At 60.3% G+C, this 20,227-nt stretch carries 13 protein-coding genes; 7 read left to right on the plus strand and 6 right to left on the minus strand.

Annotated elements, in window-relative coordinates:
• Positions 1 to 7: 7 nt before the first annotated feature.
• Complete coding sequence (locus tag ACN9MO_RS22470; protein WP_113131817.1) at positions 8 to 1,039, plus strand: L-idonate 5-dehydrogenase; 1,032 nt, start codon at positions 8 to 10, stop codon at positions 1,037 to 1,039.
• Between the two features lie 102 nt (positions 1,040 to 1,141).
• Positions 1,142 to 2,566: an NADP-dependent phosphogluconate dehydrogenase gene (gene gndA / locus ACN9MO_RS22475; RefSeq protein ID WP_425987835.1), complete on the plus strand. Its 1,425-nt coding sequence runs from the start codon at positions 1,142 to 1,144 to the stop codon at positions 2,564 to 2,566.
• A gap of 55 nt (positions 2,567 to 2,621) precedes the next feature.
• Here the strand turns inward: gndA and ACN9MO_RS22480 are convergent, their stop codons facing one another.
• From ACN9MO_RS22480 to ACN9MO_RS22495, 4 genes are all read right to left on the minus strand, one after another.
• Complete coding sequence (locus tag ACN9MO_RS22480) at positions 2,622 to 2,879, minus strand: hypothetical protein (protein WP_058324660.1); 258 nt, start codon at positions 2,877 to 2,879, stop codon at positions 2,622 to 2,624.
• A 774-nt stretch (positions 2,880 to 3,653) separates the two neighbouring features.
• The gene (locus tag ACN9MO_RS22485; protein ID WP_425987838.1) at positions 3,654 to 4,985 is read right to left on the minus strand and encodes an HlyD family type I secretion periplasmic adaptor subunit; all 1,332 of its coding nucleotides are present in this window, start codon (positions 4,983 to 4,985) and stop codon (positions 3,654 to 3,656) included.
• The gene (locus ACN9MO_RS22490) at positions 4,982 to 6,835 is read right to left on the minus strand and encodes a type I secretion system permease/ATPase (protein WP_246806086.1); all 1,854 of its coding nucleotides are present in this window, start codon (positions 6,833 to 6,835) and stop codon (positions 4,982 to 4,984) included. Before ACN9MO_RS22490 ends, ACN9MO_RS22485 begins: the two co-directional genes overlap by 4 nt.
• Before the next feature lie 97 nt (positions 6,836 to 6,932).
• The gene (locus tag ACN9MO_RS22495) at positions 6,933 to 10,616 is read right to left on the minus strand and encodes a beta strand repeat-containing protein (RefSeq protein ID WP_425987841.1); all 3,684 of its coding nucleotides are present in this window, start codon (positions 10,614 to 10,616) and stop codon (positions 6,933 to 6,935) included.
• 1,787 nt (positions 10,617 to 12,403) lie between these two features.
• On the opposite strand from ACN9MO_RS22495, the gene ACN9MO_RS22500 reads away from it, so the two are divergent.
• Entirely contained in the window at positions 12,404 to 12,856 is a 453-nt protein-coding gene (locus ACN9MO_RS22500) for a hypothetical protein (protein ID WP_057248693.1), read from the plus strand.
• 49 nt (positions 12,857 to 12,905) lie between these two features.
• Here the strand turns inward: ACN9MO_RS22500 and ACN9MO_RS22505 are convergent, their stop codons facing one another.
• Complete coding sequence (locus ACN9MO_RS22505; RefSeq protein ID WP_057248800.1) at positions 12,906 to 13,547, minus strand: response regulator; 642 nt, start codon at positions 13,545 to 13,547, stop codon at positions 12,906 to 12,908.
• Positions 13,548 to 13,552: 5 nt separating this feature from the next.
• Positions 13,553 to 14,938, minus strand: coding sequence for a sensor histidine kinase (locus ACN9MO_RS22510; RefSeq protein ID WP_425987846.1), 1,386 nt, complete (start codon positions 14,936 to 14,938; stop codon positions 13,553 to 13,555).
• Between the two features lie 280 nt (positions 14,939 to 15,218).
• On the opposite strand from ACN9MO_RS22510, the gene ACN9MO_RS22515 reads away from it, so the two are divergent.
• The 4 genes from ACN9MO_RS22515 (at position 15,219) to ACN9MO_RS22530 (ending at position 20,222) form a co-directional block, all read left to right on the plus strand.
• Positions 15,219 to 15,953, plus strand: a complete 735-nt coding sequence (locus tag ACN9MO_RS22515; RefSeq protein WP_162733752.1) for a hypothetical protein — start codon at positions 15,219 to 15,221, stop codon at positions 15,951 to 15,953.
• A 66-nt stretch (positions 15,954 to 16,019) separates the two neighbouring features.
• A complete protein-coding gene (locus ACN9MO_RS22520; protein ID WP_113133848.1) occupies positions 16,020 to 16,787 on the plus strand; it encodes an EAL domain-containing protein in 768 nt (255 codons plus the stop codon).
• 217 nt (positions 16,788 to 17,004) lie between these two features.
• Positions 17,005 to 18,240, plus strand: coding sequence for an HlyD family efflux transporter periplasmic adaptor subunit (locus ACN9MO_RS22525; RefSeq protein ID WP_113133847.1), 1,236 nt, complete (start codon positions 17,005 to 17,007; stop codon positions 18,238 to 18,240).
• The gene (locus ACN9MO_RS22530; protein WP_057248688.1) at positions 18,222 to 20,222 is read left to right on the plus strand and encodes a glycosyltransferase; all 2,001 of its coding nucleotides are present in this window, start codon (positions 18,222 to 18,224) and stop codon (positions 20,220 to 20,222) included. The genes ACN9MO_RS22525 and ACN9MO_RS22530 overlap by 19 nt, the downstream gene beginning before the upstream one ends.
• The last annotated feature ends 5 nt before the right edge of the window (positions 20,223 to 20,227 follow it).

Genomic DNA, 20,227 nt, shown 5'->3' on the forward strand with positions numbered 1-20,227 from the left:
TCCTGAAATGAAAGCCGTTGTCATTCACGCCGCCAAGGATTTGCGGATCGAGGATCGGGAGACGCAGGCGCCTGGAAAGGGCCAGGTCGAGGTTCAGATCGAGGCCGGCGGCATCTGCGGGTCGGATCTCCACTACTACAACCATGGCGGCTTCGGCACGGTGCGGCTGCGCGAACCGATGATCCTCGGCCACGAGGTCGCCGGCACCGTCAAGGCGCTCGGCGACGGTGTCTCGACGTTGGCCGTCGGCGACCGGGTGGCGGTGTCACCGAGCCGCCCCTGCGGGTCCTGCGACTATTGCCAGCGCGGTCAGCAGAACCATTGCCTGAACATGCGCTTCTACGGCAGCGCCATGCCGATGCCGCACATCCAGGGGGCGTTCCGGCAGCGGCTGGTTGCCGAGGCGTGGCAGTGCCACAAGATTTCTAACGGTGTCTCGAGCAACGAAGCGGCAATGGCCGAGCCCTTTGCCGTGACGCTTCACGCCGTGGCGCGTGCAGGCTCGCTACTCGGCAAGCGGGTCCTGGTCACCGGCTGCGGGCCGATCGGAGCGCTGGCGATCATCGCCGCCCGAGCGCACGGCGCGCGTGAGATCGTCGCGACCGACGTCATGGACGGTGTGCTCGACAAGGCGCTATCGATCGGCGCGGACCGAGTGATCAACGTTGCCAGCAATCCCAATCAGCTTGCCGCCTACGGCGCCAACAAGGGTACCTTTGACGTTCAGTTCGAGGCCTCGGGCAATGCGCAGGCGGTGCGCTCCGGTCTCGACGTCCTCAAACCCCGATCGGTGCTCGTCCAGCTCGGGCTTGGCGGCGACGTCGCCATCCCGCAAAACCTCGTGGTGGCAAAGGAGATCGAGATGCGCGGCACGTTCCGGTTCCACGAGGAGTTCGGGCTGGCCGTCGATCTCATCAACGCCGGCCGGGTGGACCTAACCCCACTGTTGACCGGGATCTTCCCCCTGGAAGACGCGGTGCGCGCCTTCGAGACTGCTGGCGACCGCAGTCGTTCGATGAAGGTGCAACTCGCCTTCTAGTCGCCATTGCTTCATCGGTCGACCGGTCCCCCGATCGATGGAGCCTCCACGTCGAGCGCGCGAAAACGTCAGCTCGCGTTCAATCTCCTGAGGAGCAATCACGTGTCACAGGCGGAAATCGGCCTAATCGGTCTCGGCGTCATGGGCTCGAACCTGGCGCTCAACATCGCTGAAAAGGGCAACAAGATCGCGGTGTTCAACCGCACCGTCGAGGCGACGCACAAGTTCTACGCGGAAGCCGGTGAACTGAAGGGCCAGATCGTGCCCTGCGACACCATTGAAGCGTTCGTCGCCGCCATCCGTCCGCCGCGCCCGATCATCATCATGATCAAGGCCGGCGAGCCGGTCGATCAGCAGATGAAGATCCTCGAGCCCTACCTTTCCAAGGGCGACATCATGATCGACGCCGGCAACGCCAACTTCCGCGACACGATGCGCCGCTTCGAGGCGCTGAAGGACAGTGGCTTGACCTTCATCGGCATGGGCGTTTCCGGCGGTGAGGAAGGCGCGCGCCACGGCCCGTCGATCATGGTCGGCGGCAAGGAAGAATCCTGGAAGCGCGTCGAGAGCGTTTTGACCTCGATTGCCGCGAAATACGACAACGATCCTTGCGTTGCCTGGCTCGGCGAAAACGGCGCCGGCCATTTCGTCAAGACCATCCACAACGGCATCGAATATGCCGACATGCAGATGATCGCCGAAATCTACGGCATCCTGCGCGACGGCCTGAAGATGTCGGCGACCGAAATCGGCGAGGTCTTCGGCACCTGGAACAAGGGTCGCCTCAACTCCTACCTGATCGAGATCACCGAGAAGGTGCTGAAGGCGGCCGATCCTTTGACCGGCAAGCCGATCGTCGATTTGATCCTCGACAAGGCCGGCCAGAAGGGCACCGGCAAGTGGTCGGTGATCGAAGCGCAGAACATGGGCGTGCCGGCAACCGGCATTGAGGCGGCGGTTGCGGCGCGCAGCATCTCCTCGATGAAGGACGAACGCGAAGCGGCCGAAAAGATCCTCGGGCTGCCTGAGGTCGGCGAGTTCAAGGTAGCCGACAGGGCAGCCTTCATCAGGGATCTCGAAAGCGCGCTGCTGGCCGCCAAGATCGGCGCCTATGCGCAAGGCTTCGCCGTGATGTCGGCGGCATCAAAGGAGTTCAACTGGAACCTGCCGATGCCGACCATTGCCAAGATCTGGCGTGCCGGCTGCATCATCCGCTCGCAGTTCCTCGACGAGATCACCACCGCGTTTACCAAGGCGCCGGATGCCGCCAACCTGATCGTCACCCCGGCCTTTGCCGCCATGGTCAAGGAAACCGACGCCGCCCTGCGCCGCGTCGTCTCGGCTGCCGTTCTCGGTGGTCTGCCGGTACCGGCGCTTGCCTCGGCACTCGGCTACTTCGACAGCTACCGCCGTGGCCGCGGCACGGCCAACGTCATCCAGGCGCAGCGCGACTTCTTCGGCGCCCACGGCTTCGACCGCATCGATGGCGCCGACAGCCATCACGGACCTTGGGGCGGTGGCTTTTAGCCGGCACCCAGAAATTGCGACCGTTCGATCCCTTCAGGAGCCAAGAGGCGAGCAATCAATTGACAAAGCGAGGACTAACATTGGTAAGCAAACTCACGACTTTGTCTTCGATCGCCTGACAGTCGTTCTCGTATCGGGCGGTCAGAGGTTCGCCTGAGATCGCGTGTTCTCGGAGTTCATCCCGGGTGATCACCGCGATGCCATAAGCCTCTAACAGGGTACTCAGGGAAAGGAACCTTAGCTCCGCAAGCTGTTGCCGATGCCTCGGCAACCGCATCATCAGGCGTGCCCGTCCGATCTTCTCAAAATCCATCGTTTCCGCCTTCAGGTAACGCCTGAAGGCCAGTGTCCTCCACAATCCGAGGGGTAGCAACATGAATATGACCGTGCAGGCTCTGTAGCGGCAATTGAGCGCGGCAGGACCGCGAGATGGAAACCCTCAATCCGACCAGTGAGATCAGTAGCGTCAAGAGTGATGTTGCCGAGGTCACTCGCTCGACAGCCGCGTCTCGGCCCTCCAATGACCAAACGCGTTTGTGCCGGAACGAGGAGTGGGGGGATCCCAGAGCGCTTAGTCGAATGGGACTGGGGCGAGCGCTCTGGGATCACTAGCGCCAATGACGGAGGGCAGTCCTTGGCTCTTTGGCGCTTAAACAGCATGGCGAGCGGATTCGGAATGAGCAACGCCGCTAGGACCTTTGCCAGAGCGCACCAGACCTAGGTCTGATAAGATCTCAAAGAAATGCCCCCCCGAAAATCGACCACTGCGCCAATCAAGTGCACCCGTTGGGCTCCCCATCGGAATAAGGGACAGACCTCTGAGCTCGGTCGGTCGAACACGAACGTTTCGTAGGGCTATGCGGGAGAATTGAGGTCGGAACGACTATCGGGCAACGACGCGCGTGGCGTGGGCTTTCTTGGCAGATGGTGGACCGTGATGTCGGGCGTCGCATTGCATTTGAGGAGCAAATCTATCCGCGCATCATCCGCTCGGTTGAAACGACCAGAGGCTCATCACGTGCCTTCTTGCTCGCCCAAAGCCAAACGAACCCGTTCGTCGCTCTTCTACCGCAACCGGGCTGGCTCCCTATTTTTCCCGTAGCGCCCGGCGGAAGTTCTGCGTGATTGGTTCTGCAAGGTAGGCAAGCACGGTACGGACACCCGTCCGGATCATTGCCTCGCTCGACATGCCGGGCAACAGTTTGCGACCCTCGAGCTTGGCGAGTTCGTGTCTGTCAATCAACACGGTTGCGGTGAAGTATGGCACCCCGCTGCGTTCCTCTACCATGCGGTCAGCCGATACGATCTCCACGACGCCGTCGAGTGGCGGCAGGTTGTAGCGTGCGAAGGCTGGAAAGCTGACACGCGCCGCCTGTCCGGGGGCGATCGTCTCGACATCCTCCGGCCTGACCATAGCCTCGACCACGAGTTGCTGTCCGAGAGGCACCATGGTCATTAACGTTTCGCCGGGCTTCACGACACCGCCGTCCGTGTGGACCTTCAGGTCCATGATGATACCGTCAACCGGTGCGACGATGTCGGTGCGGGCAAGCACGTCGTTGGCGGAACGCTCCTGCTGTTTGAGGTCGAACAAATCCGCCTCGACCTTGCTCAATTCCTCGACAGCATCTTTCAGCCGCACGGTGTTAAGGTTCAAAATCTGCGCGTCAATTTCGGCCATGGCGCTTCTGGCACGAGCGATCGCCGCGATATTGGTAGCGCGCTCCCCCTCGATCTCGCGCTGTTGTTGTCTGAGCAGCAGGTTCCGTGCGCGGGTGGTGAGTGCTTTCTTGAGCAGAGTTTCAAGATCCTTGGTCTCCCCTTCGAGAGCCTCGATCTGCTTGTCCTCGGTCGCAACGAGTCTCTCCAGTCCGGTTATCTCCTCCTCGGCCTGGTGGCGGCGTTGTCCGAGAATGGTCCGCTCGTCGTTCAAGTTGTGGCGCTTTGCCGCGAACACGTCGCGCTGCGTGGCCACCGCGTCCTTGGCAGCGGTCGCACGGTTTGCGAGCAGCGCCGGATCAAAGTCGATCTCGGCCTTGTCGTCACGCTCCGCCCTGAGCCGCGCGGCCAGCGCCTCGCGCGTTGTGATCCGGTTCTGAACCAGGTCCAGTTGTGCTTTGGCTTGCGTGTCGTCGAGCCGGATCAGAACCTTGCCAGCCTTGACGATGTCACCGTTGGCGGCGTTCAACTCCGCGATGATGCCGCCCTCAAGGTGCTGGATGAGCTTGCGGTCGCCGGCGACCTTGACAACGCCCGGTGCCACTGCGGCGCTGTCCAACGGCGCCAGTGCCGCCCAACCTCCGGCCATGCCGAAGAACAGGAACATGATGGCAAATCCGGCCCACGTCACGCCCGCGATACGCAAGGGTATCGGCTTCGGCATCGGGGACGGTGGCGCGGGTAGCGGCACAACGGTCATATCTTTTTCCATTCGGGTGCTTGTGCCGCGTCTGCATCTCCTCCTGAAATGCTTCCGGCAACAATTTCTGAAATAGGTGACGAATTTCGGACTGTGAATCGACTGGCCGGACCAGCGCCGACGCCTTGGTTCGCGGCTATGGCTGTGATCCGGGTTACCGCGCCGTTGCGCTTGGCAAGTTCGTTGAAGACATGGTCACGCGGACCGAAGAGATCTTGTTGGCCTCGGTTGAGGACCAGTATCTTGTCAACTTTCTGCATGATGCTCGGTCGGTGCGCGATCAGAATAATCGTCGTGCCTGCGGCCTTGATCGCGCTGATGGCTGCGATCAACGCGTCCTCACCTTCGCGGTCGAGATTGGAATTTGGTTCGTCCAGGATAAGGAGTGCCGGATCGCCGTAGAGTGCCCTCGCTAACCCGATGCGTTGACGCTGCCCGCCCGACAGTGTCGCGCCCGACTCGCCGATCTCGGTAGCGTAACCCTTCGGCAGTCCCTTGATCAGTTCGTGAACTCCTGCCAGTTGCGCGGCCTTGACGACGTTGTTGAAGACCGGCGTGTCGAGCTTCGCGAAGCGGCAGATGTTCTCGGAGACAGTGCCGGCGAAGAGCTCGATGTCCTGCGGCAAGTAACCGACATAGCGGCCACGGTCCTCTGCCGCCCATTGGGCGACATCCATGCCGTCAAGCAACGCGCGTCCTCCGGATGGGCGCCAGGCACCGGCCAGTATCCGCGCCAGACTCGTCTTGCCGGCCGCGCTTGGGCCAATCAGCGCCATGACCTCGCCCGGTTTGAGCTGGAAGTTGATCCCTTTCAGGATATGTTCGCCGCCCGGCCGGGCAAGCACAAGATTGTCGGCCTCAAACCTACCCTTCGGCCGCGGTAGTGGCAGAACCGGTGTGGCCTCCAGGTGTTTGCCGGCGACTGCGGCAAGACGACGGTAGGCGGCCCGCGCTCCAACAGTCGCCTTCCAGGTGCCGATCGCTTGCTCGACCGGGGACAATGCGCGACCCATGAGGATCGAGGCGGAGATCATGATGCCGGGCGAAGCCTCGTTGCGAAGTACGAGATAGGCCCCGAGGCCCAGTATGGCCATTTGCAAGGCCAGTCGGTGACACCGCGCGATGGCCGCGATGAAGCCGCCACGGTTGGCGGCGAGAACCTGTCCATGGTTTGCCTCGTCCTGCTGCGCCTTCCATCCCTCCAGCAGTGGCTTCAGCATGCCCATCGCCTGCACGACCTCTGCATTGCGGATAGCCGCCTCGGCCTGCACGTATGCGCGCGATTGGGCGCTTTGGGCCTCGGTCAACGGCTTGCGTGTGAGGTATTCGTTGAGCAATGCCAACGAGAACAGGACGATCCCGCCACCCAGCGCCAGCCAACCGAGCCAAGGGTGCATGAGGAATATGGCCCCGAAAAACAGCGGTGCCCAAGGTGCGTCAAGGATCGGGAAGATGCTCGGGCTTGTGAAGAAATTCCGGACTTGATCCAGGTCGCGCAATGGGCGGGCATTGACCTGACCGGGCGCTGAAGCGGCATATTCCACCGCTGCTGTCAGGAGCACCGGCGCCAACCGCGCATTCATCCAGGATCCGACTGTTGCGAGCAGACGCCCGCGCACGATTTCCAGCCCCGCCATTGTGGCGAGCGCGCCCACCGCCATCAGCGACAGCATCCCCAACGTTTCCAGGCTGTGGCTGGACAACACGCGATGGTAGACCTGGAGCATATAGATCGCGCCGGTCAGCATCAGCACGTTGATGCCGGCACTGAACCAGATTAGCGGCCGGATGGCGCGTCTGGCTTCTGTCATCACAACCTGCAGGGCGGGGCGTTGTTGGCTGGTTTTCATCTTCTATAACTCTAGGACGCGGAACAAGACGAACGCTTAGCGGGACGACGCCCCGGCAAACCACGGGGGCAGGCTTGGCTGCCCCCGTGGAGAAGTGTCAGCTGACGTCAACAAGTATGTGCTGCGTCGCTGTCTGGTCGGCGTCCGCGTCCGCGACCTGGAAGGCGAAGTCGAGGTCGGCCGGGATCGTCCCAGACGTGTTTTGGACAAACCCGATGTCCACGATCTTCAGCACATCGTTATCGGTCGGGTCGAAAGCCGTCAGGCTGCTAGTGGCATTGCTGCCGCCATTGGCCCCGGTCGCCCCGTTCAGGTTGATGGCGTTGCCCGTCAACCCATTGGCGCTCTGCATGATCTGGACGCCCTGTATCTGGTAGGTCTCGCCAGCGACCGTGTAGTCGTTCTGTTCGATGATGAGCAGGGCATCGTTGTTATCGAGCGTGAACTCGGTGTTGTACGGGGCTGGGACATTTGCGTTCCCTTTGATCAGGTCCGCGTTCTGCACGTTGACCGCCCTCGTCACCTCGTTCCCGTTGGCATCCTTCAGGTCGAGGATCACGATCAGGTCTTCACTGTTGCCGATGCCATCGAACTTGATGACAATGCCGCCAGCTTTCGTGGTTGGATCCAGCCGCTCAGTGCCACCATCGGGGGCGCCCGGGTTTACATCCCCCAGAATGTTCTCTTGGAAGAACCGCAAGGTCAGAAGTTCACCCTTCTGGATCGTGTCGCCGGCGACCCCGTTTGTCGCTTGGGTTGCACTAACCCAGTCTTCGTTGACGTTGGTGACCATGTCATGGGCACCCTGCGTGAATGCGACATCGGTCGGCGGCCCAGTCGGCGCTCCATCGCCGGTTGAGTTGAACCCGAACCCGATCTTCTGGGTGATCGTGTTCGCGGTGAACTGTACAAAGAACGGATCCGGATCGCCGTTGGGCGTGAGCTGCTCCGCCACGATCAGCGGATGGCCGGTGTTGCCGGTGGGGGCCTTGGCCACCAACTCACTGGTGTGCAGCACGTCGAAGCTGAACCCGTCGATCACGTCCGTCAAGGTGAAGGTGTAGGTGTCGGCCACCTTGTCGAAGACAAGAGTGCCGCCCGCCGTTGCGTCCTGCACGCCAGCGGTGATCGGATCCTTGTCGTAGTGGAACGAGAAGTTGAACGTGGCAGATGTTTCGGTCTCAGCCGTGAGGGTTGCGACCGCTTGGGTGATGTTCGAGTTCTGCACGTTCTCGACCGTACCGGTGAGCCCGATCTGGGTGCCTGCCAAAGCACCGTTGGCATCGACAAAGTCACTGATACCCGCCACATACTCCGCGGCCGTGTGCCTGTCGGTCATGTCGTAGCCAAAGGTTCCGCTGGCCGTTGCTGCCGCGGTGTTGGCAAGGTGCTCCGGGGTTTGGATGCCAGGAGTGCCGGGATCAGCGTCGAACGCTGCCGTGATCGTCGGATCGGTGTCGTTGAAGGTCAGCGACAGCCCGGCAATCGTGCTTTGCTGCGACACGACGTCTTCGTCGCCGTCCGTCACCGTCACCGTCGCAACGACGTTGATCAGGCCATTGAGATCGAGGGTGTTGTCCTCGCCAGCACCTTGCGGCGCGTTCGAGTGCTCAAGGGCAACCAACGAGGTCAGCGTCACCGTCGTGCCAGACAGCGTCACCGTGAACGCCGTCGCATCGAGCGAGGCGTTACCGTCGCTGTCGTATTTGCCCGAGATCTGGCTGGCCGAGTCGGCCACCAGCGTGATCGCATGGTTGCCGTCCGTCGTCGTGAGCCCGGTCGCCGCTCCGCCCGCCAGGGCGAGTGCGTAGCTCACATTCGTCGTCTTGCCGTCAACCGCGCTGGAATCGAAGGTCGGGGGCGTGATCGTTACCTGATTCTGCCCGCTAGCCCCGCTCGCCTCACCCACCACGGCGGCGCCAACCACCGGTGCGGCCGTGATCAACAGCGTCGGATCGGTGTCGTTGAAGGTCAGCGACAGCCCGGCACTCGTGCTTTGCTGCGACACGACGTCTTCGTCGCCGTCCGTCACCGTCACCGTCGCAACGACGTTGATCAGGCCGTTGAGATCGAGGGTGTTGTCCTCGCCAGCACCTTGCGGCGCGTTCGAGTGCTCAAGGGCAACCAACGAGGTCAGCGTCACCGTCGTGCCAGACAGCGTCACCGTGAACGCCGTCGCATCGAGCGAGGCGTTACCGTCGCTGTCGTATTTGCCCGAGATCTGGCTGGCCGAGTCGGCCACCAGCGTGATCGCATGGTTGCCGTCCGTCGTCGTGAGCCCGGTCGCGGCTCCGCCCGCCAGGGCGAGTGCGTAGCTCACATTGGTCGTCTTGCCGTCAACCGCGCTGGAATCAAAGGTCGGGGGCGTGATCGTTACCTGATTCTGCCCGGCAACTCCGCTTGCCTCGACAACCTCGGCGGCGCCAACCACCGGTGCGGCCGTGATCAACAGCGTCGGTCCAGAGTCATCAAAGTTGATGAACGAGCCGACCTCTTCGGTGTGGGCGTTGGTGTTCGTCGCTGAGAAATGGACCTCGGTGATGTCGATCCCTTCATTCGAATCGACCGACTCGACATGCAGTCGATCCATAAAGCCGCTGGTAGTGATATCGACGGTTGTGGTGTTATCCAGCCCGGTGATGGTGACAGCATTCCCGGTCCCGCTGAGCCCGGTGATGGTGACGTTGCCGCTCGCGGTGGCATAGGTTCCGTCCGCGGTGATGGTGGAAGCAAACCCCGATGCACCGGTCAGCTTGATGCTGGTGATGTCCACGGCGGTGGTCGGGCTGCCGTTGAAGAAGTCCGAGCCTTGCTCGTTGCCCTGAACGTTGAAGGCGCGGATCGCGATGTCCGCCCGCCCAGCCGATTGAGACGGCGTGAGCTGGTTGATTATGAAGCCAGCCTGCGTGATGTTTTCGAGATGGCTGCCGTACGCGATGTCCGCGCCATCACCTGCATCGGGGGTGCCGCCGGTCACAAAATCAATCTGCAGCACTTCGCGTCCGAGTGGTTGATTTTGCCCGTCCGTGTCCGGTTGGATGCTCTGGTTATCGACGCCAAAACCCTGCTGACTCACGTTGCACTCGCTGTTGACCAGCGCGCTGTTCGGGTCGGCCTGGGAGGACCGCACGAGCCCCGTCACCAGCAACTGCTTGGATGCGTCACTGGGTGAACTGAGCAGGTTGAATTCATTGCTGCCGGGATGGGCATTCTCACCGGTAAAACTGACCACCGAGGTCCCCGCGACCGAGGCGAACACGTGATCAGTCAGATCGATCCGGTCGTCCGGGTCGGTCTCATCCGGATGGAGCAGCGGCACGTACTGAACCAGGTAAAGGTCCGCTTTAGTGGCGCTTGTGGGGTCCAGCCCAAACGCAAAGGCGAGCGACCCGTCAGCAGCGGGCGGGACGTCCGGGTCGGAGGTTCCGATGACGCCGATCACGACGTTGGGATTCGTTGGGTCCTGGAACAGCCAGACATAGTTGCCATCGACCGTTTGGATGCCGCTGTTCACGCCGACGGTTTTGGAAAAGGGTGTGCCGGAGGCATCCTGCGCAAGAACGATCCCGGAGATGGTTTCCCCTGCGCTCGCCGAGGCCTGCACGAAATTGGCTTGGTAAGCGACCTCTGGTGAGGTCAGCCCGCCCGTATCGTCGAGAGTTAGGAGATACAACAGGGTGGGGTTGGTGTCGTGAGGCGGATCCGACGGGTTAATATCGTCGTCCTGAAGTAGAGTACTCTCGTCGATGATGATGTCTTGAGTCTGGATGTCCAGCGCCATCGAGGTTATCCTCCACGAAAATGAATTGGCCAAAGAAAAGGGATAGGGGCCCTCGAGCGTTATGGCCTCTATCCACTTAGGAAAAGCAGATTTGTTCTGGGAAATCCCCCCCTATGCGTGTTCTCATCACGCCTTGTCAGGTGCTCTACGTTGAGGCACCTGGTTTAGACTGGGACGCTACGCCTCTCGTATGGGCCCTTCAAGTCATCCTTAAGGACTATCTAATATATCGGAAGTTGTGCCGCTTCGCGAAGCCGGATCAGCGTAAGGGCATCGATAGCGTTGCGGCTGAACGGCCGAGCCGCCTGGCATAAATGTCCCAGCGAAAAGCAGAGATGAGATGCGGCAGGTTCGGATTCTTAATTATTATTAATGAACCTGCGAGCAAGTTTGGCGCTGTGATCCAGAGTCGCCCGGAAAGGCGTCACAAGCGACTCTGGAACAACTTTTGCGGCCGTGGCGGTGGATGACGCCATGGTTGTAGTTAGGATATTCTGGGATTGAATTGCGTCACAAGCAGAGTAGGACCTTTGCCGACGCAAATAGGACTTAGGTCTTATGTGGGACAGGACCCCAGCAGCGAGGCCGACAAGCAATCTAATCCTCAACCGGGCGTCCGCCCGTCTTGGTATACGACGACAGGCCTTTTGGTCGACTGTTGCAACGCCACTGTTCCGATTGAGACGTTGGTTCTTGCGCAGGACGCTGCCTTTGAAATCTTGCTCATGAGGAATAGATTGTAAGGTGTGCGGCTGCCACGCTCTTAAACCGCTGCCCGACATTTTGTTGTGCAGGCCCCCGGTTATATCTTCGGCTAATCAGGGCTAGTCCCTTTAGGGAAGTTGTCTTTGGGCGGGGCCTCAGTCACCCTTTTCTCATTGCGATTGCCACCCTCGATGCAGTCCCCGCTGCAGAGGCCAATCGCAAGCACCGACTGAGCCTCTTCCTTAGCGGGTAGAGGCTCTTTTTTTCGCGATGACCGCCTGAGCCTCAACGGAAGGGGAGCTGCCCGATAGGCTTTTGTCCTCTGGGATTCCTACCAGGCGAGAGTTTTGCCGTTTCAGAACGAGAATTCCCGGACACCTATCTCACGCCGCGATGAGAGGTTTCGAAAGTACTTCTGACGACCTCCGGAAGGATCGGGCAGCGGCACCAGAGCCGTCGGGCGGGGACGATAGGACCGCTCCGAAGCCGCTACCCTCCCATGGCGGTACGGGCCGAAGTGCCATGGGCTGAACAGGAAGACTAGGGTGAACGGAACGCGCGACAACGGAACTAAGACCTTTGCCGCGAGGAGTGAGACTGAAGTCCCATGGCGGAACCTTTGGCACCACTCTACCTTTTGGAGAAGTACCATACGCCGGCGCGGCAATCGACGAATATCTAGCCCCGCCCGAACAGCATGCCCTTCAAATGGGGTCAACCAGGAGCCTTCATAGATCGGTGATCCTGACATTTGGCCCCTTCGCTTACCTCATCGGCTCCTCCGGGAGCCGTCTTTTTAACCAGACGGCGGCATCAGGCTAAACCCGGCAACCCTCCAGTCAGAGACCGGCTCAAGCGCGTTTGCCTGGCTGATCCGCCGGATCGCACCAGCGGACCCCCGCCCGGTCTTCCGACCATAGTCTGGCTTGGATGGGACGAAGGTCCAGCCGGGGTAAGGGAAAGGTCCTGTGCAGCCAGGATCTTTGCTGGAGCGAGTTGACTGTGCGTCTCGGTCAAGGGCAAAGTCGGTTGGTTACCCGCCGCGCTGAGTGCGCTTGCGCACGAATGACCTTGGAGACATTATGATCACGCGTCGGATGATCCTGACAGCATTCTTGCCGGCAGTCTGCACCCTCGCCATCTCCTTACCCTACAGCCTCGAAACGTCGAGCGCTGGGCTTACGATCGTCAAGACGGTCGCCTTCGCCAACAGTGGCAATGGTAATGGAGGCGGGGGCGGAAATGGCGGGAACGGTGGCGGCAACGGCGGCGGGAATGGTGGAGGCGGCGGCGGGAACGGTGGTGGGAGTTCAAATGGCAGTGACCGCTCCAATTCCAACAGCGAGCGTTCCAAGAACTCCAATCGTGGGAACGCAAAGGCCAATGGACAGGATGTCGGCGTTCGCCACGAAGGCGGCATTACCGAAGAGATCGCGAATGGCCGCTACATCATGAAGGATGCCCGCGGACGCACCATCATCAACCGCCGCGCGACGGCAAACGACAGAAAACGGATAGATTCATTCTTGCATTAGGTGAGGGTGGGCGCACGAAGCCGGTTGCGCCATCCTTGTTCGACGTGGATCAGACTTCGCGCGCGTCGCGTAGTACCATGGCCGCTTCAGTGCGGTTGCCGACACCCAGCTTTGTCATGATCTGCGTCATATGATGCTTTACGGTCTTTTCCTGCAGGTCCAGTTGGATTGCGACATGCTTGTTGCTCATACCTGCTGCCACCAATTCCAGAACTTCCCTTTCACGAGGCGTTAGACCGGCGATCAGGCCGGACTTGCCGCCTGCCGCTGGTGTCCGGCTGGACAGAAGCTTGGCAGACAAGGTCGGCGCCACATAGCGCTCTCCCGAAGCCACGGTGCGAATGACCTCGGCAAGCGCTCTTGCACCGACGCCCTTCAGCACATAGCCGGTGGCACCTCGATCCAGCGCAGTTGTCACGTCGTCGCCGTCTTCGGAAACGGTGAGCATGATAATCTTCTGTGATGGGGCGATTTTCAGGATCGCCGGTATGGCCTCCAGGCCACCACCGGGCATGGAGATATCCATGAGCATGATATCCGGTCCAAGGCGCTCCGCGATCTGGGTGGCATCGTCCTTCGAGCTGCCCTCGGCGACAATTTCAAAGCCCTCGATCTCCGACAGGCTCCGCGTCACACCTTCCCGAAACAAGGGGTGATCGTCCACGATAGCAACGCGAATGGGAAACACCATGATTGTCATATCTCCTTGACGCTGGTCGTCATGCGAACGGTTGTACCGGTCGATGCCACAACGAGCTCGAACGTTCCTCCGAGACTTTCGATCCGTTCTCGCAAGCCGGCAAGACCAAGACTTGTGGGCAGAACTGTGTCCGGGTCAAAACCGGGTCCACTATCGGTAACCTCGATCGTGACACGGTCGCCATCCGTCCGCTGCGTAACCCGCTGTCCGACACCGCCGGCGTGGTGAAAGCCGTTGTTGAGGGTCTCTTGCACGAACCGGTAGATGCATATTTTCGCCGCCTGCGAGAGGCGTTCGGGAGGCTTCGTCAAGTGCAGCTCGACGGGTGAACCAGTCCGCTGCTGATGCGCCTTTACGCACCGCTGCAGGATTTCGGTCAGACCCGCCGTTTCTATCTGCGGAAGGACCAGGCCGCCGCAGATCGTGCGAATCTCCTGCATCGCTTCGTCCAAGCTCGCCTTTATCGCACCAATTTCGCGGTCGCGCGTGCCGGCCGGGGTTTTGCTGCGCTTCAAGGCTTCACTATCCAACCTGAGCGAGGCGTAGGCGACGAGTTGGGCCGGGCCATCATGCAGGTCCGCTCCGATACGTCTCAGATAACTTTCGTTCAACGCGGTGGCGCGCTGCGAAGCGCGTTGGAGGCGACCCCGCAACTTTTCGTTCTGCGCGAGCGATTCCGAGAGTTCCTCGACCCGTTGCTTGAGGGCATGGCGCTGGCTCTCGATCGTCTTGCTACCGCGAAGCACGATTGCCGACAGCACGACAAAGAAGGCAAGTGTGAAGGCCGCGACCGCCAACCAAGTATGCATGCGCGCCTCATTGAGACTTTGCTGAAACTCATTGGCGACCTCGTGGAATTCCGACACGGCAACCACCTGCCCGGACCAGGGCTGCAGTACGGGATTGTAGATCACAAGCGCCGGTACCCTTGAACCTTTATCAGTCGCTATGTTCCTTTCCCGATCGAAGCGCGCGGCCATCTTGCCGGAAAATGCGGTTTGCAATTCACCGCTGAGCTCAACCTTCGTGCCGACAGCGGCCCGATCACTCGAATAGAGGAGCGTGCCGTCCGCGCGCCAAAGGCGGAAAGAGAGAAGCCGGTCACCCAGTGCGCCTTGGCCGAGGGTCTCATCCAGCGCGCGTGCCACGGTCCCGTCTAGGACTTCGTTCCTCTGCATGTCGGGCAGCAGCGGCGCAATCACACTATCGACATAAAGTGCAGTCGTCGCGGCCGAGTTCCGGGTGACCGCATCTTCGATCCGGTTCGAAACAAAGGCTCCGATCAACACCATGGCGCATGCGGAGACTGCTCCCCCAATCAGCAGAAACTGCCTGGCGAGCGATTGAGAATTCCAGCGGGTGATAAGTTGATTGAAGCGCACCAGGTCTCTCGGATCGGGCCGCCGGCTCGTGCGGCGCGACGATTGTAGCAAGCCCAGCTCAACCTAACCACTCTCGAAACGCGGTCAATGGCAGGACGATCGACGCGAGCTTGATCGGACCTTTGATGCTTTGGGCCCGGACCTAAGTCCCAAGCGCGAAGGCAATGGTCTGGGGTCAATGGCGCCGTGTCCGGGGCGCAGATATCGTCCGTGCATCAATGATCGTTCGCCTGAGTCCGCGAAAGGACAGTGAACAGCAAGTTGGAATAAGGAGATTATCATGGCCATGACGAGACTGATCGCGCGAAGCATCATGACACTGACACTGGCAATCGCGCCGGTGGCTGGCGGCAATTTGGGGCTGAACGGTTTCGCCTATGCCAAGGGCGGCAACGGCGGCGACCATGGTGGCGGAAACGGTGGTGACCATGGTGGCGGCCACGGCAGTGATCGTGGTGGCAGTTCCGGCCACGGCAAGTCCGATAATGCGCGCGGAAGCAAGGAAACGAAGGGAAACAAGTCCGGCGAGAAATCGCATAAGAAGACCCACACATCAAGCGGCAAGGAAAAAGCGTCCAAGCCGGCGAAGGCCGAGAAGGTCGTCAAATCGGCGCCGGTGGAGTTGGATCCGGTTGTTGAACCGGTAACGCCGGGGAACGCGCCGGGCTTTGGTTCGCTCAACCGGAATTACCACGCTTACCTCAATTCGAACGATCCCAAGATGGCCGGGGTTCGGGCCTATGCGATCGCCTATGCCGAGTTTGAGGCTGAAAACGGTGAGGATGCCATCCCCACGGACCCGGCGCTGAGTGACGAAGCGCTGCGTGATGCGCTTGCCAGCTTCACCAAGGACGGTGTGGTGACTGACGACATGGTCGATGAAGCCAAGGAGATACTCGGCGTTGGCCCTGCGGTCGGCAAGATCGACGAAATCCGCGAGACGCTGCCGCCATCGACGGTGGATGAGACGGATTCGGAAGTAGAAACGGATCCGGAAGTAGAAAGCGTCCAGTAAAACAAAGACAGGCAGCCGGCTCCGGTGATTGTTGTCGGGCCGGTTGCCAAACCAGGCGGAATTCGAATGTTTGATCGTGTTGCGGAAGCCTTCGACCACGCAATGAAACAGGGACGTGTCGGCTTTTCTCTTCAACACATCAACTCAGTCGCCGACGTCGGCCGCGTCCTTTACTCGGAATGCCTGGGAAGGCTCGTCAAACCCGATGGCGAGATCATGGCAGCCAGCGAGTTCATAGGCTATCTGGAGGCGGCAGGCCGTGTTGCCGCGCTTGACAGGCATATGCTCGCCCTCGCTTTTGACTGGCTCGCGTGCCAGCAATCCGGTGTCCTCGGGTGCAACATTTCAGTCGAAAGTATTTCCGACGAACGCAACAGAGCACTTCTCTTCGATCTGCTGTCTGCAAATGCGAGATTTGCATCGCGGCTTGTGCTCGAGTTGACGGAAAGTCTGCCCGTATCGGGACTTCCGATAGCCGGCCGGTTTCTGCAAAGTGTGCAGGCGCTTGGTTACAGGATTGCCGTCGACGACTTTGGCACTGGGTTCTCGACACCTGAGGCGCTTTTGTCGCTGCCCGTCGACATCGTGAAGATCGACGGATTCTTCTTGCGCCTGGGTCGTGACGACGCGGAGCGCTTTCTCTCGCACATGGTCGGTCTCGCATCCTGCGTCGCCCCGGTCGTGGTCATTGAAGGCGTCGAAACCTATGCGCAGTTTGAAGCCGCGCAGGCCGCGGGAGCAACACATGTTCAAGGGTTTCTGCTCTCCGAACCTACTCTCGCTCCGCTATTTGGCGGAGAAGTGCACGATCACTCAAGTGCGATGGTTTGCTGAGAGAAGAGGAGGCCTGCGGACGCCCGCCTCTGTCTGAAAATCGACCGCACACACGGCGTTAGTCCGTCCGAATCTTCCGAAAATGAGACAATCTTCAGCTGCAAAACATACAATTTTGAGGGTTGTTCATCTCGTCATCTCACCGGAAGTTAACCCGGCGGTGGGAGCATGTCGCTAGCCCCGTCGTCGTTGTCAACGGTAGTGAGTGGGATTGCGCATGCAGCTCCTGAACCATCGCGTCACACGCATTGTCGTTGGGATCCTGCTTCTGGCACTTGCCATTGTCGTGCTCTTGCCGGGGCTCACGGGCTTTACCAGCCTTGATGGCACGGTCAACGCTCGCTTTGCAGTGATCAACGCGCCGATCGATGGCGAGATTGAGCAGGCACCACCCCGGATCGGCACCCCGGTAGCCGCCAGCGAGACGCTTCTGACGATCCGCAATGATCGGGTCAATCGGGCGATCCTTGCTTCGCTTCAGGCGGAAGGAAAGACCGCGGTAGATCGCGTTGCCGCGCTCGAGCGGGAACGGGACGAACTTGTCGCGTTGCGCACCCAACTCGCCGATCGGCTCGAGAATTTCAAGAACGCCACCATTGCAAGTCTGGAACGCGAGCTTCGCATCCTGCAGAAGCGGGTCGAGGTATCGCGCGCCCAGGACTTCGTCGCCAAGGTAGACCTCGACCGACGGCAGGAGTTGGAGTCGAAAGGGATTTTTACGCGCAAAATGGTGGAGTCGGCCGCTGCCGCGGGCGCCGCCACGGGCGGTGAGGTCGAGATCAGCAATCTGTCGCTCGAGCTGCTCGAACAACGACTGACGGCGCTTCGTCAGGGGATATTCATAGTGGGCGATGGTCAAAACGATGTACCCTATTCCCGCCAGCGCCAGGACGAGGTGATCGTTCGCATAAACGATATCAACACCCGCATAGTCGAAAACAGCACGCGCGCCGACCAGATAGACCATCAATTGGTCGAGGAGGAGAAGCGCGTTCGCAGTCTCGAATTGGCGGCGGTCTCTTCGCCATTCAGCGGCGTGGTGTGGACCCGGAACGTCGTCAACGGTTCCAATGTCATCTTGAACAACGAGCTGCTGCGTATCCTCGATTGCCGCGAGCTTTTCGTCGATATCCTCGTTCCCGAAGTCGATTACGACGAGATCTATCCGGGTCGCGAAGCGGAGGTTCGGCTCCTCGGTCGGAGCGAAGTCTTCAAGGCGAAAGTGCAGGCAGTCAAAGGCTCTTCTGCCGTTGTCGAGAAGGACAATCTAGCTGCCAAGGAGCCGGAGGCCGAGGAGCGCGATGCCAGGATCCGCGTTCAACTCATACCCTCAGCGCTCAACACCGATTTCGGCAATTTTTGCCAGGTGGGGCGGACCGCCCAGGTACGCATCTCCAGGCACAATCTGCAACTGACGCAGTGGATCAAAAGCTTGTGGTTCAACCTCTTTTAGCGCTCGCGCCCACATTGCTGGTTATCGCCTTCTTCCTGCTTGGGCCATCCAACTGGCCACGGCATCAAAGCTGGGCGCGCAGCATCACCTGCGCCGTCGTAGGCGCTGTCGCATTGCGCTATATGGTCTGGCGTCTTTTCGAGACCGTTCTTCCCTATCCAGCCGATGGCGCGAACGCATGGTGGGTTTGGGTTGTTTTCATCATCGAGCTCCTTGCCTTCACCGAGGTTGTCCTTTTCCTCATTTTGATGAGCCGATACGTTGACCGGAGTTCCGAAGCGGACCGCTTGGGAAAGACGTTCTTCGCTCGCGAACAACAGGATCTGCCTACAGTCGACGTTTTTATTCCGACCTACAATGAACCGCTCGATGTCTTGGAGCGGACGATCGTCGGGGCGTTGGCACTCGACTATCCGAAAGACAAGTTCAAGGTCTATGTCCTCGATGACGGCAGGCGTGATTGGCTGAAGAGCTTCTGCGCAGAGCGAGGCGCGGTCCACTTGACGCGAACGGACAATGCGCACGCGAAAGCCGGAAACATGAACAACGGGCTCCGCGCGAGTTCGGGCGACTTCATTGCCATTTTCGATGCCGACTTTGTTCCTTATCGCCATTTTCTCAAGCGTACTTTGCCGTTCTTCTCGGACGAGGAGATCGGCATCGTCCAGACGCCGCAGCATTTCTTCAATGTCGATCCGGTCCAGTCAAACCTGGGTCTGGAGAACATCTGGCCGGACGAACAGCGCCTCTTTTTCGACGAGATCGCTCCGAGCCGCGACGTCTGGGACGTCAGCTTCTGCTGTGGGTCGTGCTCGATCGCCCGCCGCAAGGCAGTCGACGCGATCGGCGGCTTCCCGACGGAGTCGATCACCGAAGATTTGTTGACGACACTGTCGATGCTGAACAAAGGCTACAAGACCCGTTACTTGAACGAGCGCCTGTCGATGGGGTTGGCAGCCGAGAACCTGACGGGCTATTTCGTCCAGCGAGAGCGCTGGTGCCAGGGCGGCATCCAGACGCTCTATCTCCACAACGGCCCCTTGCGCGGACCGGGCTTGTCGTTGTTCCAGCGGATTATGTTTCTTCCCATGTCCTGGCTGGTGCAGTACATCGTGCGCCTGATCGTCCTGATGGTGCCGATCGCCTATCTCTGGTTCGGCGCCTTGCCGCTGCACTTCACCGGCGTTGCCGACTATGTCTCTAACCAGCTTCCCGTTCTGGCGGCCTATTTCCTGTTGATGCTGTGGATCACCCCGACGCGCTACCTCCCTGTAGTTTCCAGCGCCGTCGGGACGTTCGCAACCTTTCGCATGCTGCCGACGGTCGTTTCCAGCCTCGTACGGCCCTTCGGCAAGCCGTTCAAGGTGACCCCGAAAGGCACCGGTAACGAGGCCAACGCCTTCGATGCCTACACGTTCTCTTGGATCGCGGGCTTCATCACTGCCACAGCACTGGGGCTCCTGATCAACATCGTTCCGGAAACCGCGCGGATACACGGCTCGTTTTCGGCGATTGGGGCCGTATGGTCGGGGATCAACATCGTCGTCCTTGTCATCGCTTCTCTCATCTGCTTTGAGAAACCGTGTCGCCTTTTCCAGGCTTTTAGGCTCGATGAGCCCGCCAATGTCGACGGCACGCCGGGGCGCGTGGTCAGCCTCTCACTCGACAAGGCGGTGGTCGCCGTTCCGACTGAAGTGCGTTTCCAGTCCACACAGGTGACGCTCAGACTTGATGGCTTCGAGCCGCTACATGCAGATCTCAGGCAAGTGACGCAGCGGCGCGGCGACATCTCGCGCGCCGGAGACAAGAGGCGCTTCTACCTTCACCTTCACTACGAGCTCAGCGGCAAAGAGCGCGACCAGATGATCGTCAAGCTCTATACCGGGCGCTACTCCCGAGACGTCCCCGACATCGACAAGATCGCTGTTTCGGTGAACCTGCTACTGCGCGCCTTCGGACGCGCGCGCACCGTCTCCCAATAGCAAAC

Origin of the sequence: Ensifer sp. R-19 (genome assembly GCF_049905105.1) — a bacterium.
In the GTDB taxonomy this organism is placed as follows: Bacteria; Pseudomonadota; Alphaproteobacteria; order Rhizobiales; family Rhizobiaceae; genus Ensifer.

Excerpts from the sequence above, each read along its gene's own strand:
- ACN9MO_RS22470 (WP_113131817.1), top strand. The coding sequence starts at position 8 with ATGAAAGCCGTTGTCATTCACGCCGCCAAGGATTTGCGGATCGAGGAT.
- ACN9MO_RS22480 (WP_058324660.1), bottom strand. The coding sequence starts at position 2,879 with ATGGATTTTGAGAAGATCGGACGGGCACGCCTGATGATGCGGTTGCCG.
- ACN9MO_RS22485 (WP_425987838.1), bottom strand. The coding sequence starts at position 4,985 with ATGACCGTTGTGCCGCTACCCGCGCCACCGTCCCCGATGCCGAAGCCG.
- ACN9MO_RS22490 (WP_246806086.1), bottom strand. The coding sequence starts at position 6,835 with ATGAAAACCAGCCAACAACGCCCCGCCCTGCAGGTTGTGATGACAGAA.
- ACN9MO_RS22495 (WP_425987841.1), bottom strand. The coding sequence starts at position 10,616 with ATGGCGCTGGACATCCAGACTCAAGACATCATCATCGACGAGAGTACT.
- ACN9MO_RS22500 (WP_057248693.1), top strand. The coding sequence starts at position 12,404 with ATGATCACGCGTCGGATGATCCTGACAGCATTCTTGCCGGCAGTCTGC.
- ACN9MO_RS22505 (WP_057248800.1), bottom strand. The coding sequence starts at position 13,547 with ATGGTGTTTCCCATTCGCGTTGCTATCGTGGACGATCACCCCTTGTTT.
- ACN9MO_RS22515 (WP_162733752.1), top strand. The coding sequence starts at position 15,219 with ATGGCCATGACGAGACTGATCGCGCGAAGCATCATGACACTGACACTG.
- ACN9MO_RS22520 (WP_113133848.1), top strand. The coding sequence starts at position 16,020 with ATGTTTGATCGTGTTGCGGAAGCCTTCGACCACGCAATGAAACAGGGA.
- ACN9MO_RS22525 (WP_113133847.1), top strand. The coding sequence starts at position 17,005 with ATGCAGCTCCTGAACCATCGCGTCACACGCATTGTCGTTGGGATCCTG.